At 66.3% G+C, this 14,505-nt stretch carries 15 protein-coding genes; 8 read left to right on the forward strand and 7 right to left on the reverse strand.

What is annotated here, in order from left to right; all coding sequences use genetic code 11:
- Positions 1–295: 295 nt before the first annotated feature.
- The 4 genes from ACQR1B_RS25375 to ACQR1B_RS25390 form a co-directional block, all read right to left on the reverse strand.
- A complete protein-coding gene (locus ACQR1B_RS25375) occupies positions 296–1,156 on the reverse strand; it encodes an SDR family oxidoreductase (RefSeq protein ID WP_434834893.1) in 861 nt (286 codons plus the stop codon).
- Positions 1,157–1,547: 391 nt separating this feature from the next.
- On the reverse strand, positions 1,548–1,703 hold the full coding sequence (locus ACQR1B_RS25380; RefSeq protein WP_434834892.1) for a hypothetical protein: 156 nt from the start codon (positions 1,701–1,703) through the stop codon (positions 1,548–1,550).
- Positions 1,704–1,762: 59 nt separating this feature from the next.
- Positions 1,763–1,951, reverse strand: a complete 189-nt coding sequence (locus tag ACQR1B_RS25385; RefSeq protein WP_434834891.1) for a DUF2934 domain-containing protein — start codon at positions 1,949–1,951, stop codon at positions 1,763–1,765.
- Between the two features lie 199 nt (positions 1,952–2,150).
- Positions 2,151–3,497: an ATP-binding protein gene (locus ACQR1B_RS25390; RefSeq protein ID WP_434834890.1), complete on the reverse strand. Its 1,347-nt coding sequence runs from the start codon at positions 3,495–3,497 to the stop codon at positions 2,151–2,153.
- Between the two features lie 153 nt (positions 3,498–3,650).
- On the opposite strand from ACQR1B_RS25390, the gene ACQR1B_RS25395 reads away from it, so the two are divergent.
- Together ACQR1B_RS25395 and fghA are read left to right on the forward strand one after the other, a co-directional pair.
- On the forward strand, positions 3,651–4,271 hold the full coding sequence (locus ACQR1B_RS25395; RefSeq protein ID WP_434834889.1) for a response regulator transcription factor: 621 nt from the start codon (positions 3,651–3,653) through the stop codon (positions 4,269–4,271).
- A gap of 62 nt (positions 4,272–4,333) precedes the next feature.
- Positions 4,334–5,179 (forward strand): S-formylglutathione hydrolase, encoded by an 846-nt coding sequence (fghA, locus tag ACQR1B_RS25400; protein ID WP_434834888.1) that lies wholly within the window; start codon positions 4,334–4,336, stop codon positions 5,177–5,179.
- A gap of 979 nt (positions 5,180–6,158) precedes the next feature.
- Here fghA and ACQR1B_RS25405 read toward each other — a convergent pair.
- Positions 6,159–6,638: a DUF3280 domain-containing protein gene (locus ACQR1B_RS25405; protein ID WP_434834935.1), complete on the reverse strand. Its 480-nt coding sequence runs from the start codon at positions 6,636–6,638 to the stop codon at positions 6,159–6,161.
- 142 nt (positions 6,639–6,780) lie between these two features.
- On the opposite strand from ACQR1B_RS25405, the gene ACQR1B_RS25410 reads away from it, so the two are divergent.
- The 5 genes from ACQR1B_RS25410 to ACQR1B_RS25430 all read left to right on the forward strand — a co-directional run bounded on the left by ACQR1B_RS25410 (position 6,781) and on the right by ACQR1B_RS25430 (position 11,786).
- A complete protein-coding gene (locus ACQR1B_RS25410) occupies positions 6,781–7,989 on the forward strand; it encodes an ABC transporter substrate-binding protein (protein WP_434834934.1) in 1,209 nt (402 codons plus the stop codon).
- 518 nt (positions 7,990–8,507) lie between these two features.
- The gene (locus tag ACQR1B_RS25415; protein WP_434834887.1) at positions 8,508–9,512 is read left to right on the forward strand and encodes a YVTN family beta-propeller repeat protein; all 1,005 of its coding nucleotides are present in this window, start codon (positions 8,508–8,510) and stop codon (positions 9,510–9,512) included.
- 2 nt (positions 9,513–9,514) lie between these two features.
- Complete coding sequence (locus tag ACQR1B_RS25420) at positions 9,515–10,324, forward strand: ABC transporter ATP-binding protein (RefSeq protein WP_434834933.1); 810 nt, start codon at positions 9,515–9,517, stop codon at positions 10,322–10,324.
- The gene (locus ACQR1B_RS25425) at positions 10,321–11,175 is read left to right on the forward strand and encodes an ABC transporter permease (RefSeq protein ID WP_434834886.1); all 855 of its coding nucleotides are present in this window, start codon (positions 10,321–10,323) and stop codon (positions 11,173–11,175) included. Before ACQR1B_RS25420 ends, ACQR1B_RS25425 begins: the two co-directional genes overlap by 4 nt.
- Entirely contained in the window at positions 11,172–11,786 is a 615-nt protein-coding gene (locus ACQR1B_RS25430; RefSeq protein WP_434834885.1) for a hypothetical protein, read from the forward strand. The genes ACQR1B_RS25425 and ACQR1B_RS25430 overlap by 4 nt, the downstream gene beginning before the upstream one ends.
- Before the next feature lie 190 nt (positions 11,787–11,976).
- On the opposite strand, the gene ACQR1B_RS25435 is transcribed toward ACQR1B_RS25430, so the two are convergent.
- Both ACQR1B_RS25435 and ACQR1B_RS25440 read right to left on the reverse strand, forming a co-directional pair.
- Positions 11,977–12,537 (reverse strand): PQQ-dependent catabolism-associated CXXCW motif protein, encoded by a 561-nt coding sequence (locus ACQR1B_RS25435; RefSeq protein ID WP_434834884.1) that lies wholly within the window; start codon positions 12,535–12,537, stop codon positions 11,977–11,979.
- Positions 12,534–13,415, reverse strand: coding sequence for a substrate-binding domain-containing protein (locus ACQR1B_RS25440; RefSeq protein WP_434834883.1), 882 nt, complete (start codon positions 13,413–13,415; stop codon positions 12,534–12,536). Before ACQR1B_RS25440 ends, ACQR1B_RS25435 begins: the two co-directional genes overlap by 4 nt.
- Before the next feature lie 161 nt (positions 13,416–13,576).
- On the opposite strand from ACQR1B_RS25440, the gene ACQR1B_RS25445 reads away from it, so the two are divergent.
- Complete coding sequence (locus ACQR1B_RS25445; RefSeq protein ID WP_434834882.1) at positions 13,577–14,503, forward strand: quinoprotein relay system zinc metallohydrolase 2; 927 nt, start codon at positions 13,577–13,579, stop codon at positions 14,501–14,503.
- The last annotated feature ends 2 nt before the right edge of the window (positions 14,504–14,505 follow it).

Below are 14,505 nucleotides of genomic sequence, written 5' to 3' on the forward strand. Positions count from 1 at the left end.
GGATGTCGGACAATGTCGCCACGAACGGCTGAAGCGGTGACGAGACCCTGCAACGGCGCGCCTCGAACATAAGCCACGGTGCGGGCCTCGCCCTTCGCCCGCCTCCGGCGGGCTCCTCAGGGTGGGGCGAAGGTGGTATCCAGAGCGCGTCACCGACAATGCACTGGCCGCCATCGCGATGACGAACTTGTTCATGGTGATGTGCAGATCAAGCCGCATAGCTCGCCCCTCATGGTGAGGAGGCGCACAACGCCGTCTCGAACCATGAGGCCCCAGATGGCGAACGCTCAGCGTCTCAAATGAACGGCTTTCCACCCGTCACGGCGACCGTCGTTCCCGACGTGTAGCTGGACCGGGGATCGGCCAGCATCACATAGGCGGTTGCCAACTCGGCTGGCTGGCCGGCGCGCTGCATCGGCACCTGCTGGCCGAAGCTCTTCACCTTCTCCTCCGGCATCGTCGAAGGGATCAGCGGCGTCCAAATCGGACCGGGTGCCACGGCGTTAACCCTTATGCCCTTCTCGGCCAGCAACTGCGCAAGCCCGCCGGTGAAGTTCTGGATGGCGCCTTTGGTGACGGCATAGGCCAAAAGACCGGGGTTGGGCATGTCGGCATTGACGGAGGCCGTGTTGACGATCGCGCTACCCGGCTTCATGTGCGGCACCGCCGCCTTGGTCAAATAGAACATCGCGTGAATGTTGGTGCGGAACGTCAGCTCCCACTCCTCGTCGGAGATGTCGCCGATGTCGCTGAAGGATGCCTGATGCGCGGCGTTGTTGACGAGAATGTCAACGCCGCCCAGTTCGTCGACGGCGCGCCGGATGATGGCGCGGCAATGCCTGGCGTCCTGGATGTCGCCGGGCATCAGCACCACCTTGCGTCCCTCATTTTCGATCAGCGCCTTCACCTCGCCGGCGTCGTCATGCTCGCTGAGATAGGCGATCACCAGATCGGCGCCCTCGCGCGCGTAAGCAATGGCGACCGCGCGGCCGATGCCGCTGTCGCCGCCGGTGATGACGGCCTTCATGCCGGCAAGCCTGCCTGATCCCTTGTAGCTGGTCTCGCCATGGTCGGGCCGCGGCTCCATCCGGGCGGTCGTGCCCGGCATCGGCTGCGACTGCGGCGGAAACGGCGGCTTCGGATAGTGATCGGACATCGCGGCTCTCCTGACGAATTCTGCCACGTCAATCGCAGGCCAGCATCGGCGTTCCTGCTCCGGGATATCGCTACCGCGCGGCGCGGCTTGGAACGTGACCTTTCCCGCCGCATTGCCGTGGGCAGCAATGACGAAAGCACGCGAGCCATGACGAAGGACTTGCCGATCAATGGGCGCGAGCCGGACCGCTCGGAAGCCGACCGTCAGCGTGATCAGCTTGTTCCACGGGGCGTGCCCGGGAAACCCGATCCCGCAAGGATGACGCCGCAGCAAAGGCAACAGACCCCTGACGAGGTCGACCTCGGTCACACCGCTTGACGGTGATCTGACCAGGTTGGCAGACCCATTGACGCGCAGAACGGCGCCTCCCAATGGGTCCAGCATCAACTGACTAGTGGGTCTTGGTCTCGGCCCACTTTTCCAGGTCCTTCTCGGAATCGGAACGCTGTTCCTTCTCCGGATTTCCATCCCAGGGCTTGTCGGTCTGCTTGATCGATCCGCCGTCGTTTCGCTGGCGCGGATCGTCCTTCGGGGTTTCCTTGCTCATCAGTTCGTCCTTTGATCGCTTGAGGATTGCCAGCCGGGCCCATGGGCTGCGCATGGCATTCAACCCGGCAGCATCGTCGGCGGCGGCGCCGTGGCTTCGTCGTGCAACTGCTCCATTTCGCGGATCTCGTGCTCGGCCCGATACCAGAACTCATCCTCCCGGCCCTCCGGCCGCCCGGACTGTTCCCACAGCGCGTGGGCGCGCTCGCGGATGCGGTCCTCGAGATTGACGTCGTCGATGTGTCCCATGGCTCGTCCCTGATTGCTGCAAGCTGTGTTCTCCTCGAACGCGAGGAAGGCGAGGACGCGCAGGCCGCGTTCGGCGCACGCCCTGCTTGGGCAATGGAAAACGTGCGGCGATGTTCCATCGCAAAGCCGTGCTAGCGACGATGCCGCGGCTAGCCATGGGTCCGGCGCACGATCGAGAGCCGTCGTCTTGCCCTGCGGCCTATGCCGCGTCGGCCGGCACCATCGCCTCGATCGTGACGCCCGTTCCGGTCGAGGCCACCGTCAGGGTTCCGCCGAGCGCCAGCAGGCGCTCGCGCATGCCGGTGAGCCCGAAGCCGAGCTTGTGCTCGGGCTTCAGCCCACGGCCATCGTCGCGCACGCGCACGCGCGTGTAGCTGCGGCGATGTCCCGCGGTGGTCTGCTGCAGCGGCTCGATGGTGACGTCGACCGAGGTGGCCTCTGCATGGCGGAACACGTTGGTCAGCGCCTCCTGCACGACCCGGTAGATCGTCAGCTCGGCCGTCTCGCCGCCGCGCGCGGCGGTGTCGATGAATGTCGTCTCGATCGCCACGCTCGGGTGCGATTCCCGCCACAGCCGCACCAGGGCGCCGAGCGCCTCGCGCAGGCCGAGCTCGGCGAGCCCGACCGGCCGCAGCCGCTCCAGGATGCGGCGGTTGAACTGCTGCACGGCGTTGACCTGCTCGAGGATCGCCTGCCCGTGGCGGCGCATCGCCGCGACGTCGATCGACTTGGCGTCCGGCAGCCGCATCAGCGCGCTGGCATGCGCGCGCAGCGCGAACAGATGCGGCCCGAACTCGTCGTGCAGTTCGCGTGCAATCTCCTTGCGCTCGAGGTCCTGCAGCGACACCGTGCGCTCCGCCAGCCGCCGCTTCTCCTCCACCGCCTCGCCGAGCGCGCCGGCGAGATGATTGAGCTTGGCGCACAGCGCAGCGAGCTCGGGCGCGCCGCCCGGCTTGACGCGGGCGTCATAGGCGCCAGCCTCGATCCGGCTCATCGCCTCCGACAGATCGCCCAGCGGCGCCAGCGCGCGGCCGACCACCAGCGTCGTGATCCCGAACAGCGCCAGACCGACCAGCGATCCGACCACGAGCTGCGTGAGGATGCCGTCCCAGATCTCCGCGATCTCGTCGTCCGGATGCGAGGTGATCACCAGCGTATCGGCCCGTCCGGCGACGATGACGGGCATGCTGACCGAGGTCTTGTCCGGGTGCACCAGCGCGATGAACCAGGCCGGCGCCGCGCGCGCCTCGCCCGGCGAGGGGCGCGTCTGCACCGGCATTGTCCTGCGGGTGACGCTGACATGGCGCAGCTGGCCGAGATCGCCGACGATCCGGTTCAGCCGGGCGTCGGGGTCCGGCGCCTCGTTGACCTCGTCCATGATGGTCTCGACGAAGGCGCGGGTCAGGCGGATGACGCTCTGATCCTCGGCCAGCACGCGCGGCGCGGCCTCGAACGCCAGCCGGCCGATGTTAATGGCGAGGCCCAGCGTCAGCACCAGCGCCAGCAGCACGTTGATGCGCCTGCGCAACGACCAATTCTGCCACATTATCTCCGCCTCGAAGCCACCGTGTTTCACACGTACTCACATTGACAGACAAATCCGCCGGCGATCTAATTGCAACATGATGCAGCATCGCGCAGCAGGCATCCATGACGCACTGCAATAATGACGCGAGCGGAAGTCCGGGACCCCAAGGCTATGCGCGTACTGATCGTTGACGATCATCCCATTGTGGCATCCGGCTGCCGTGCTCTGCTCTCGGCCGATCCCGAGGTCGTGCTGCTCGAGGCGGCCGATGCGGAGAGCGGCGAGACCAGTTTCATCACCGAGCGCCCCGATGTCAGCGTCATCGACATCAACCTGCCGACGGTGTCGGGCTTCGAGCTGGCGCGGCGCATCCTGGCCCGTGATGCCGGCGCGCGGCTGATCATGTTCAGCATGAACGATGATCCGGTGTTCGCGGCGCGCGCCATCGACATCGGCGCCAAGGGTTATGTCTCCAAGAGCGGCGATCCGAACGATCTCGTCGAGGCGATCCGCGAGGTCGCCCGCGGCGGCAGCTATCTGCCGCCGGCGATCGCGCGCAGCATCGCCTTTGCGGGCGCGGCCGTCGCCCAGAGCCCGCTGACCAAGCTGACCTCGCGCGAACTCGAGATCCTCCGCCTGCTGAGCGCCGGCAAGAGCCTCTCGGAGATTGCCTGGCTGATCCACTCGTCCTACAAGACGGTCGCCAACACCTCGTCCATCATCCGCCAGAAGCTCGGGGTGAGAACGTCCGGCGAGCTGGTGCGCCTGGCGATCGAGAACGGCGTCGCCTGAACCGCGACCCGGCGGCGCGATCCGTTACGCCGCACCCCTATCCTTTTTCGACAGGTGATCCCATGACGCTCACGACCGTCTCCCAGAACAAGTCCCATGGCGGCGTCCAGGGCGTCTACCGGCATGCCAGCCAGGAGACCAAGACCGAGATGACGTTCTCGGTGTTCGTGCCGGCGCAAGCGTCCGGCGCGAAGCTTCCCGTGGTCTGGTATCTGTCGGGGCTGACCTGCACCCACGCCAATGTCACCGAAAAGGGCGAGTTCCGCGCCGCCTGCGCCGAGCTCGGCCTGATCTTCGTCGCGCCCGACACCTCGCCGCGCGGCGATGGCGTGCCCGGCGATCCCAACAATGCCTATGATTTCGGCCTCGGCGCCGGCTTCTATGTCGACGCGACGCAAGAACCGTTCGCAAAGAACTACCGGATGTGGAGCTATGTCACCGAGGAACTGCCGAGCGTGGTCGCGGCGAACTTCCCGGTCGACCCGCGCCGTCAGTCGGTGATGGGCCATTCGATGGGCGGCCATGGCGCGCTGACGGTGGCGCTGCGCAATCCGGACCGCTACCGCGCGGCCAGCGCGTTCTCGCCGATCGTGGCGCCGTCGCAGGTACCGTGGGGCGAGAAGGCTCTCGGCGGCTATCTCGGCGCCGACAAGGCGGCCTGGCGCAAGCACGATGCGGTGGCGCTGATCGAGGACGGCGCGCGCGTCTCCGACCTCCTGGTCGATGTCGGCGATGCCGACCAGTTCCTGACCCAGCAGCTGCGCCCGGAGCTGCTCAAGGCTGCCTGCGAGAAGGCCAACATCCCGCTCCTGCTGCGCAAGCAGGAGGGCTACGACCACAGCTACTACTTCATCTCGACCTACATGGCCGATCATCTGCGCTGGCACGCCGCGCGGCTCGGGCGCTGATCGCAGTTGCAGACTGATTTGCCCGGCGGGCGCGATGGTGCGCCCGTCGAGGCGATGTCGTTGCCCCCGGCATCCTCATATCGCGTGCGCGCAAACGGCTGTTTTCATAGGCAGCGCAAGGCGATCACCCTTGTCCAGTCCTGGCGCGAAAAAGATTTCTGTTTCGCTTTTACAGAATTCATGATTGAATCCCGCCATCCCGCCTCGTCGAGAGGGCGTATCGCGGTCGTCACGAACGTGGAGGTGGGATGCGGTGGACGCCGGCGGCGCGCAGCGTGCTAGGGCCTGACTTGCCCGGGGCACGCGGACGAACGTGCCACGGCGTACGGCCAAGTCGCGTGGTCCTGGCATCCCGATGCCGATGCCCCCGCGGCGGCGCGCTGAGTGCGTGTCGTCGCGCACGGTGACCAGAAAGCCCGGCGCACCGGGGAGAGCGCGAAGCAACCGTGAAGACCATCGCGCAGGGAGGGCCGGGAAGTCCGAGCCGAACCTGTGGTACCTGCCGCCTGCATTCTTGTCTGCAGGCGGGCCATGGGGGCGGCAGGCTCCCGGCCTTCCCTGCGCCTCTTGTTTTTCGAGGGGCGATTGAAGCCGCAAAGCTCGGGCGTCATCCGCCGCGAGAATGCTGCGTCGTGTGTGAATGAAACGATCGTCTACGATCGAGGATGCTCGCAGCGTCTGAGGCCTCATGGTTCGAGACGCGCCGCGTGCGGCGCTCCTCACCATGAGGGTCAAAAGCCGAGGCACTGCACACCGGACCATGAACACGACGAGAGACGTGTTCATGGAGAGGTTCAAGAGCCGAGGCACTGCACACCGGACCATGAACACGCCGAGAGGCGTGTTCATGGAGAGGGGCAACACGACGATCGTGGATGTCGCCGCACACTTCGCCCTCATCCTGAGGAGCCCGCCGCAGGCGGGCGTCTCGAAGGATGGCCGCAGGCACCGCCCGCGCCACGCGCGCAGCCAACGCCGCCTATTGCGCCTGCGGCGCGCCGTAGTTCGGGGCCAGCAGGCGGTTGCGGACCAGCCAGGCCATGGTGCGCGTCCACGACTCGTCGGTGTTGCCGCGCATGTCCGCCGTCATGATGGCCATTGGCTGGCCGGTGTGCGCGTCGTGCAGATAGATGTTCATGTTGAGGATCAGGTTCGAGACCTTCTGCACGGTTCCGGTGATGGCAATGTCCGCACCGATCTCAGCGGCCAGCTTGACGTCGCAGCCGCCGCAGGCCTGCAGATTGCTGTTGTGCGCCGCATCGTTAACGGGAGCGATGTCGACAACGCGAAATCGTCCGGACTCCTGCAGCGCCGATCGGAGCTGCTCCGCCGCATGTGCCAGCCGCGCGTGCTCGTCGCTGCGCGGACCCTGCACCTCGCCCTGCAGGCTGGTGTCGATCAGTTCGAAGTCGAACACCGCCACCTTGGGCGGCTCGGCGCGCGCTGATGTCGCAGACATCAGGATCACGGAGGCGAGGAGAACGATGAGTTTCAAGGTCGTGATCCGAAATGACGCTGCACAGCCAAAAGTGGGGTTGAAAGCTAGGCCAATTCGGTCATCTTGCAAGACGAAACCTCGTCCGGCACGTGATGAGGGAACAATGGGAGGACATGTGGTCCTGGGAGTTCTGGCGCGATGCCTGATCGGCACGATCAGCCTCATGGCCGTCGCAACCGCCGCTCGCGCCGCGGAGCCGGTCGACATCGCGATCGGCTATCTCGGCCGTGCCGGCGTACCGCAGACCTTGTCGCCGCTCGACCAGCCCGCGGCTGATGACGGCGTCGCCGGCGCGCGGCTCGCGATCGAGGACAACAACACCACCGGCAAGTTCCTCAACCAGCGCTTCACCCTGGTCGACCGTCGCGTCAAGGACGACGAGGACGCCGCGCAAGCGGCCAATGAACTCGCCGGCAAGACCGGCTTCATCCTCGCCGACCTGCCGCCGGATGCGCTGTTGAAAGTCGCCGACGCCTTGCGCCCGCGCGGCGTCACCCTGCTCAATGTCGGTGCCACCGACGACCGCCTGCGCGAGCAGGACTGCCGCGCCAATGTCATCCATGTCGCGCCGACGCGCTCGATGCTGGCCGACGGCCTAGCGCAATACCTGGTGTGGAAGCAGTGGAAGCGCTGGCTGCTCGTGACCGGCTCGCATGGCAACGACAAGCTGTTTGCCGACGCGCTGCGTCGCGCCGCCACCCGCTTCGGCGCCAAGATCGTCGAGGAACGTACCTTCGAGGACACCGGCGGCGCGCGGCGCACCGACAGCGGGGTGACGCTGATCCAGCGCCAAATGCCGGTGTTCACGCAGAAGGCATCAGCTTACGACGTACTGGTCGCCGCCGACGAGAGCGAGGTGTTCGCCAACTATCTGCCTTACCGCACCTGGGATGCGCGGCCCGTTGCCGGCTCGGCCGGCCTGCGGCCGACGAGTTGGGACCCGTCGCAGGACCAATGGGGCGCGACGCAATTGCAGAACCGCTTCATGAAGCTCGCCTTGCGCCGCATGGATGCCTTGGACATGCAGGCCTGGATGGCCGTGCGCATGGTCGGCGAAGCCGCCTCGCGAACGAACTCCGGCGATGCCAAGGCGATGAGCGACTATCTCAAGAGCCCGAGCTTCACCATCGCCGCGTTCAAGGGCACCCGCCTCTCGCTGCGCGACTGGAACCTACAACTGCGCCAGCCGATCCTGCTGGCCGACGGCCGCATGATCGTGTCGGTCTCGCCGCAGGAGGGCTTCCTGCACCAGGTTTCCGAACTCGACACGCTCGGCGTCGACCGCCCCGAAACCAAGTGCAAGCTGCAATGATGTCGGATGTGATGATGTGGATGAAGATGCGCAGTCCGACAGGTCGAATACCGAAAGCCGCGCTTCCCGGCTCGAAGCCTCTCCCGTATGAGGGCAAGGCTATCGCATATGACGATCGAGGTTATGCGCGCGTCTCCCTCCGCGTCGTCATGGCCGGGCTTGTCCCGGCCATCCACGTCGTCCGGCGCGCTGAGAACCACGTGGATGGCCGGGACAAGCCCGGGCATGACCGAGTAACTCACGTGCAGGATCGGTCGCGGCGACAGCTCCGCATCTCCATATGCGATTGCCCTACGTATGAGGAGGCCACCGCCGACACCGCGGGCGCGGTGCAAGCCTCTCCCCGCGTGCGGGGAGAGGCCGGATTGCATCGCAGATGCAATCCGGGTGAGGGGGGCTTTCCGCTGGGTCTGGCGCCCGCGGCTGCCCCTCACCCCAACCCTCTCCCCGTGAAGAACGGGGAGAGGGAGCGCACCGCCGCCGTGGCGACAGCTCGACTCCCTCAGGCAACGACTCGAATGAGGACGTTCCGCGATCGGCTTTCGCTAAGGGCGCCCCTAACCGCCTCGCTGCTCACCGCCGCGCTGTCACTGGCCACCATCACCCCCGCCTCCGCCTTCGTCGCCTACGTCTCCAACGAGAAGGGCAACACGGTGTCCGTCATCGACACCGACACATGGACTGTGACCAAGACCATCAAGGTCGGCCAGCGCCCGCGCGGCATTTCGTTCACGCGGGACGGCAAGTTCGTGATGGTGGCAGTCGGCGATGACGACACCATCCAGGTGATCGACGCCAAGAAGATGGAGGTCGTGGACACCCTGCCCTCCGGTCCCGATCCCGAGCTGTTCGCGCAGGACGCTGCCGGCAAGACGCTCTATGTCGCCAACGAGAACGACAACACCGTCACCGTGCTCGACCTCGAGAAGCGTATCCGTATCGGCGACGTCCAGGTCGGCGTCGAGCCCGAGGGCATGATGCTCAGTCCGGACGGCAAGATCCTGATCTGCACCTCCGAGACCACCAACATGGCGCATTTCATCGACACGGCGACGCGCCAGATCGTCGCCAACGTGCTGGTCGATGCGCGGCCGCGCTACGCCGAGTTCAAGAGCGATGGCTCCGAGCTGTGGGTGTCCGCCGAGATCGGCGGTACGGTGTCGATCATCGATCCCGCCAAGCGCGAGGTCACCGGCAAGATCAAGTTCGCCGTGCCCGGCCTGCGCAGCGAGGCGATCCAGCCGGTCGGCATCGCTCTGACCAAGGACGGGAAGACCGGCTTCGTCGCGCTCGGCCCCGCCAACCGCGTCGCCGTGGTCGACGGCACCACACACGAGGTGAAGAAATACCTGCTGGTCGGCCAGCGCGTCTGGCACATGGAGTTCACGCCGGATGAGAAATATCTTCTGGTCACCAACGGCGTCTCCAACGATGTCTCGGTAATCGACGTTGCCGCGCAAAAGGTGATCAAGACGATCCAGGTCGGCGAGCTGCCCTGGGGCATCACGATTGCACAGCCATGATGATGCAGAACGCACCCGCTCTCGACTCCACGAACCCCGCGCCGCAGCTGGCGTCCGACCAGGCCCCCGCGTTGTCGGTGGCGGGCGTCAGCCATTCCTATGGCGCGCGCAAGGCGCTCGACGATGTCAGCTTCGCGGTGAGGCCTGCAAGCTTCACGGCCCTGCTCGGCCTCAACGGCGCCGGCAAGAGCACCCTGTTCTCGCTGATCACGCGATTGTTCGCGGTGCAGACCGGCCATATCGGCATTTTCGGCCATGACATCGGCCGCACGCCGGGCGAAGCGCTGCGGCTGCTCGGTGTCGTGTTCCAGTCGCGCACACTCGATCTCGATCTGTCGCTGACGCAGAACCTGCTCTATCACGCGGCGCTGCATGGCATCTCGCGCCGCGAGGCCCGCGCGCGCAGCGAGGAACTGCTGTCACGGATCGGATTAGCCGACCGCGCCAGCAGCAAGGTGCGCGATCTCTCCGGCGGCCAGATGCGCCGCCTCGAGATCGCCCGCGCTTTGCTGCACCGGCCGCGCTTATTGTTGCTCGACGAGGCCACCGTCGGGCTCGACGTCAAGGCCCGCGCCGACATCGTCGGTCATGTCCGCCAGCTCGTCACCGAGCAGGGCATCGGCGTGCTCTGGGCGACCCACCTGTTCGACGAGATCGCCCCAACCGATGATCTCGTGGTGCTGCACCAGGGCCGCGTGCTGGCGCGCGGGCCCGCGCCACAGGTGATCGCCGAGACCGGCGCCTCAGACGTCAACGCAGCGTTCGCGCGGCTGACCACGCAGGCGAGCCCGGCGCGGAGTGCCGACACATGACCGTCACGACCGTCCACCCCCCCGCCCCGGCCCGCAGCGGCTTCACGGCCGGCGAATACATCACCTGCCTCACCGGCATCGTCTGGCGCGAGGGGCTGCGCTTTCTGCACCAGCGCGAGCGCTTCGTCTCGGCGCTGGTGCGCCCGCTGGTCTGGCTCTTCATCTTCGCCGCCGGCTTCCGCCAGGTGCTGGGCATCTCCATCATCCCGCCCTACGAGACCTACATCCTCTATGAGGTCTATATCGCGCCCGGCCTGATGGCGATGATCCAGCTGTTCAACGGCATGCAGTCGTCGCTATCGATGGTCTACGACCGCGAGATGGGCAACATGCGCACCTTGCTCGTCAGCCCGCTGCCGCGCGGCTATCTCTTGTTCTGCAAGCTGCTCGCCGGCACCGCGGTGTCGGTGCTGCAGGTCTATGCGTTCCTGGCGATCGCCTGGTTCTGGGACATCACGCCGCCGCCGATGGGCTATCTCACGGTGCTGCCGGCGCTGATCCTGGCCGGCCTGATGCTCGGCGCCTTGGGCATGCTGATCTCTTCCGGCATCAAGCAGCTGGAGAATTTCGCAGGCGTCATGAACTTCGTGATCTTCCCGATGTTCTTTGCGTCGTCCGCGCTCTACCCGCTCTGGCGCGTCGAGGAAGGTAGCCCGTGGCTTGCCTATCTGTGCGAAGCCAATCCCTTCACCCATGCGGTCGAGCTCATTCGTTTCGCGCTGTATGGCAAGTTGAACTGGGTGTCGCTGGCCGTGGTCGGCGGCTGCACCGCGGTGTTCATGATCGGCGCGATCCTCGCCTACGATCCCTCGCGTGGTTTCGTGCGGCGTGGTCCTGGAGGCGAGGCATGAGGTTGAGAGGTCTATTGACGGCGATGGTGCTGTTGTCGGCATCCGCAAGCGCCACGCTCGCCGCCGATCCGCGTTATCCAGACTGGCCCTGCCCGCAGGCCAAGGTGCCGGAAATCTCGATCGCCGCGGTCTGGGCCGGGCCGCCGATCGACGACGTCGGCGCGAGTTGGAAGGACGATGCCAAGGTTGCCGAACTCGTCGCCAAACTGGCCGCGCGCCGCATCCCGCTTGAACAGGCGCAGAAGGATGTCGCCGACTTCCTCACCGGCACGGCCGAGGAGAAGACGCGCAGGGGCAAGCTGCTGTTCGCGGGCCTGTTCGACACGCTGAACGCGCAGCGTAGCTCCGTCATGAATGGCCTCGAGCGCGTCATGCGCAAGCAGCGCGAGGCCGTCGACAAGGTGCGCGGCGACACCATCGCTCTCCAGGAGATGCAGAGCGGCGCCACGCCGGATGCGGCCAAGGTCGAGGAGATGACCAACCAGCTGAATTGGGAGACCCGCATCTTCGAGGACCGCCGGCGCGTGATGAAGTTCGTCTGCGAAGTCCCGACCGCGATCGACCAGCGCCTGTTCGCGCTGGCCCGCGAGATCCAGCAGGACATGGAGTAGGTCCGCGGATGTCGCTCGCGGGAACAAAGCACATGTCGAGCAAGCGCACCCCTGCCTCTCCATCGTCATGCGCGGGCTTGTCCCGCGCATCCACGTCCGGCCGCGCGGCACGACGTGGATGGCCGGGACAAGCCCGGCCATGACGAGCAACAAAACGAGCAGCATCATCATTGGTCACGAGCCGGACCGCTCACTCCTCCGGCCGCGGCTCGGGCTGCGTCTGTTGCAGCGGCAGGTTGGCGCGGGCCCAGCCGTCGGTTCCGTCGGGATACCAGGCGACGTTGCGATAGCCGTAGGTCAGCGCGCGCCGCGCGGCGTTCCACGACATCCAACAATCTTCGAGGCAATAGAACACCAGCAGACTGCCGAAATCGCCACCCGACGCCTGCGCAAGGCCGCGTTTCAGATAGGCCTCGGTCGGCGGCGCCAGCGCGCCATAGCCGGTGTCGGGCAGCCAGATGCTGCCGGGAATATCCAGGCGCGGCTGCACGCGCCACACGGTCCCCGCCGGCAAATTTTTCGGCTTGGGCGCCCGCGGCAGCACATCGATGAAGGCGGCCGATTTGGCCCGCCACATCGCCTCGGTCTCCTGCGTCGACAGCACGCGCGCGCCATTGAGCGTCGTCGGCACCGGCGCGCGGTAGTTCTCGATGCGATAACTGTCCGGCTCCGCGACGAGATCGTCGGCCCGCGCGGCCGGGGCGATCAGCAGCGCGCCTGCCAACGCCGCGGCGGCGAGCCGAACGCTCATGGCGACTTCTTGTCCGAAGCCTCGGCGGTGATCAGATGATTGCCCTCGTCCAGCAGCGGCACGCCGAAGTCGAGCAGGATCTTGTTGATCTCGCCCTGGTTCTCCTGGATCAGCTTGTTGAGCTGACGACGCCAGTTCTGGTCCGCGCCACGCACCCCCATGGCGATGCGATAAATCAGCTTCGGCCCGGTGGTCTCGTTCACCAGCGGCGTCACGTGCAGTTGCGGGCTCGCCTGCTTGGCGTAGTAGCCGGCCATCGGGCCCCACAGCACGCCGGCATCGATCTCGCCGGACTTCAGATCGTTGATCATCGCCTCGGCCGACGAATCCACGCGCGTGTCGATCATCAGCGGATAGGGTTTGGCCAGCGGCATCAGCCCGGCCAGCGCCATGTTGGTCGCCGGCGGCGTGCCCGCCACGATGCCGATGTGCTTGCCCTTGAGCTTGGCGTCCTCCAGCGTCGTGACGTCGGCGAGGTCAGAGCCCGGCTTGGTCACGATCGCATAGGCGGTCCGGTAATAGGGACTGGTGCTCTGCACGAGGTCGTCGCCTTGCGGGAATCCCATGATCACGTCGCAGCGATGCGAGCCGAGCGTCATGCGCACGAAGCCGGTCGCCTGCGGAAAGAACGTGTAGTCGACCTTCTTCTGCAGCTTCGCCGCCAGGAACTCGGCGAGCTTGTTCTCGAACCCCTCGCCTTTCTCGTTCGAGAACGGCAGGTTGCGCGGATCGGCGCAGACCCGGAGCACCTTGGGATCGACGAGCTCGATCGACAGGTCAAGACCATCATTGCTTTGCGCGTGAGACGCGACTGGTCCGAGCAGGGTAATCCCCGCGGCAAAAGCCAGCGAGCAGACAAGACCGTGACGCTTCGTCATTCGTGTTTCCATCCCTATGGAGCGCATCGAGCTATTTTCGAAAATGCTAGGCCGCCGGCCTCGCGGGCGCAACAGTTGGCGACATCGCGAAGTGTTGACCGCGTGCTGCGCCGCAGCGCTCGCGGCGGGGAGCACGGGTCGCACGCAAGCAAGGCAAGCCGATGGTGAGACAACTGCTCAGCACTCTCGCGGTATGGGGGGCTCTCGCGCTCGGCAGCGGGGCTCATGCCGAGCCGCAGGAACTCGAGGTCAGCGAGGTTGCGCCCGGCGTCTTCGTCCACATCGGACGGACGGCGCTGATGACCGCCGAGAACGACGGCGCCATCGCCAATGTCGGCTTCGTCATCGGCAGCGAGGCGGTGGCGGTCATCGATACCGGCGGCAGCGTCCGCGAGGGCCGCGCCCTGCTCGCCGCGATCCGCGCCCGTACCGCCAAGCCGGTCCGCTACGTCATCAACACCCATGCCCACCCCGACCATGTGTTCGGCAATGCCGCGTTCCAGGGTGACGGTACGCAGTTCGTGGGCGCCAAGAACCTGCCGCGCGCGCTGGCCGTGCGCGGGCCGCACTATATCGAGGCCTTCCGCCGGCTGATGGGCGCAGAACTGATCGACGAGGTCCGCCTGATCGCACCCTCGATCGTGGTCGAGGACCAGGCATCGCTCGACCTCGGCGGCCGCACGCTCGCCCTGAAGGCGTGGAGTACCGCGCACAGCGACTGCGACCTGACCGTGACCGACGACCAGAGCCGAACCTTGTTTGCCGGCGACCTCGTGTTCCTGCGTCACGTCCCCGTGATGGACGGCAGCCTGCGCGGTTGGATCGCAGACATCAGGGTGCTCGCGGAGATCACGGCCGAGCGCGTCGTGCCGGGCCATGGACCCGTCAGCCCCTGGCCGCTGGCGCTGACCGACGAGCGCCGCTACCTCGATACTCTCGCCCATGACGTTCGGGGCCTGATCAAGGCGGGCAAACCGATTGCAGATGCCGCGATGGCCGCCGGATCGGAACGCGGCAAGTGGGAGCTGTTCGACGACTACCATGCGCGCAACGCCACGGCGGCGTTCTCGGAAATGGAATGGGAATGAAG

The organism is Bradyrhizobium oligotrophicum, from assembly GCF_051168495.1.
Classification (GTDB): domain Bacteria; phylum Pseudomonadota; class Alphaproteobacteria; order Rhizobiales; family Xanthobacteraceae; genus Bradyrhizobium; species Bradyrhizobium oligotrophicum_A.

Excerpts from the sequence above, each read along its gene's own strand:
- ACQR1B_RS25375 (WP_434834893.1), bottom strand. The coding sequence starts at position 1,156 with ATGTCCGATCACTATCCGAAGCCGCCGTTTCCGCCGCAGTCGCAGCCG.
- ACQR1B_RS25380 (WP_434834892.1), bottom strand. The coding sequence starts at position 1,703 with ATGAGCAAGGAAACCCCGAAGGACGATCCGCGCCAGCGAAACGACGGC.
- ACQR1B_RS25385 (WP_434834891.1), bottom strand. The coding sequence starts at position 1,951 with ATGGGACACATCGACGACGTCAATCTCGAGGACCGCATCCGCGAGCGC.
- ACQR1B_RS25390 (WP_434834890.1), bottom strand. The coding sequence starts at position 3,497 with ATGTGGCAGAATTGGTCGTTGCGCAGGCGCATCAACGTGCTGCTGGCG.
- ACQR1B_RS25395 (WP_434834889.1), top strand. The coding sequence starts at position 3,651 with ATGCGCGTACTGATCGTTGACGATCATCCCATTGTGGCATCCGGCTGC.
- fghA (WP_434834888.1), top strand. The coding sequence starts at position 4,334 with ATGACGCTCACGACCGTCTCCCAGAACAAGTCCCATGGCGGCGTCCAG.
- ACQR1B_RS25405 (WP_434834935.1), bottom strand. The coding sequence starts at position 6,638 with ATGTCTGCGACATCAGCGCGCGCCGAGCCGCCCAAGGTGGCGGTGTTC.
- ACQR1B_RS25410 (WP_434834934.1), top strand. The coding sequence starts at position 6,781 with ATGGGAGGACATGTGGTCCTGGGAGTTCTGGCGCGATGCCTGATCGGC.
- ACQR1B_RS25415 (WP_434834887.1), top strand. The coding sequence starts at position 8,508 with ATGAGGACGTTCCGCGATCGGCTTTCGCTAAGGGCGCCCCTAACCGCC.
- ACQR1B_RS25420 (WP_434834933.1), top strand. The coding sequence starts at position 9,515 with ATGCAGAACGCACCCGCTCTCGACTCCACGAACCCCGCGCCGCAGCTG.
- ACQR1B_RS25425 (WP_434834886.1), top strand. The coding sequence starts at position 10,321 with ATGACCGTCACGACCGTCCACCCCCCCGCCCCGGCCCGCAGCGGCTTC.
- ACQR1B_RS25430 (WP_434834885.1), top strand. The coding sequence starts at position 11,172 with ATGAGGTTGAGAGGTCTATTGACGGCGATGGTGCTGTTGTCGGCATCC.
- ACQR1B_RS25435 (WP_434834884.1), bottom strand. The coding sequence starts at position 12,537 with ATGAGCGTTCGGCTCGCCGCCGCGGCGTTGGCAGGCGCGCTGCTGATC.
- ACQR1B_RS25440 (WP_434834883.1), bottom strand. The coding sequence starts at position 13,415 with ATGACGAAGCGTCACGGTCTTGTCTGCTCGCTGGCTTTTGCCGCGGGG.
- ACQR1B_RS25445 (WP_434834882.1), top strand. The coding sequence starts at position 13,577 with ATGGTGAGACAACTGCTCAGCACTCTCGCGGTATGGGGGGCTCTCGCG.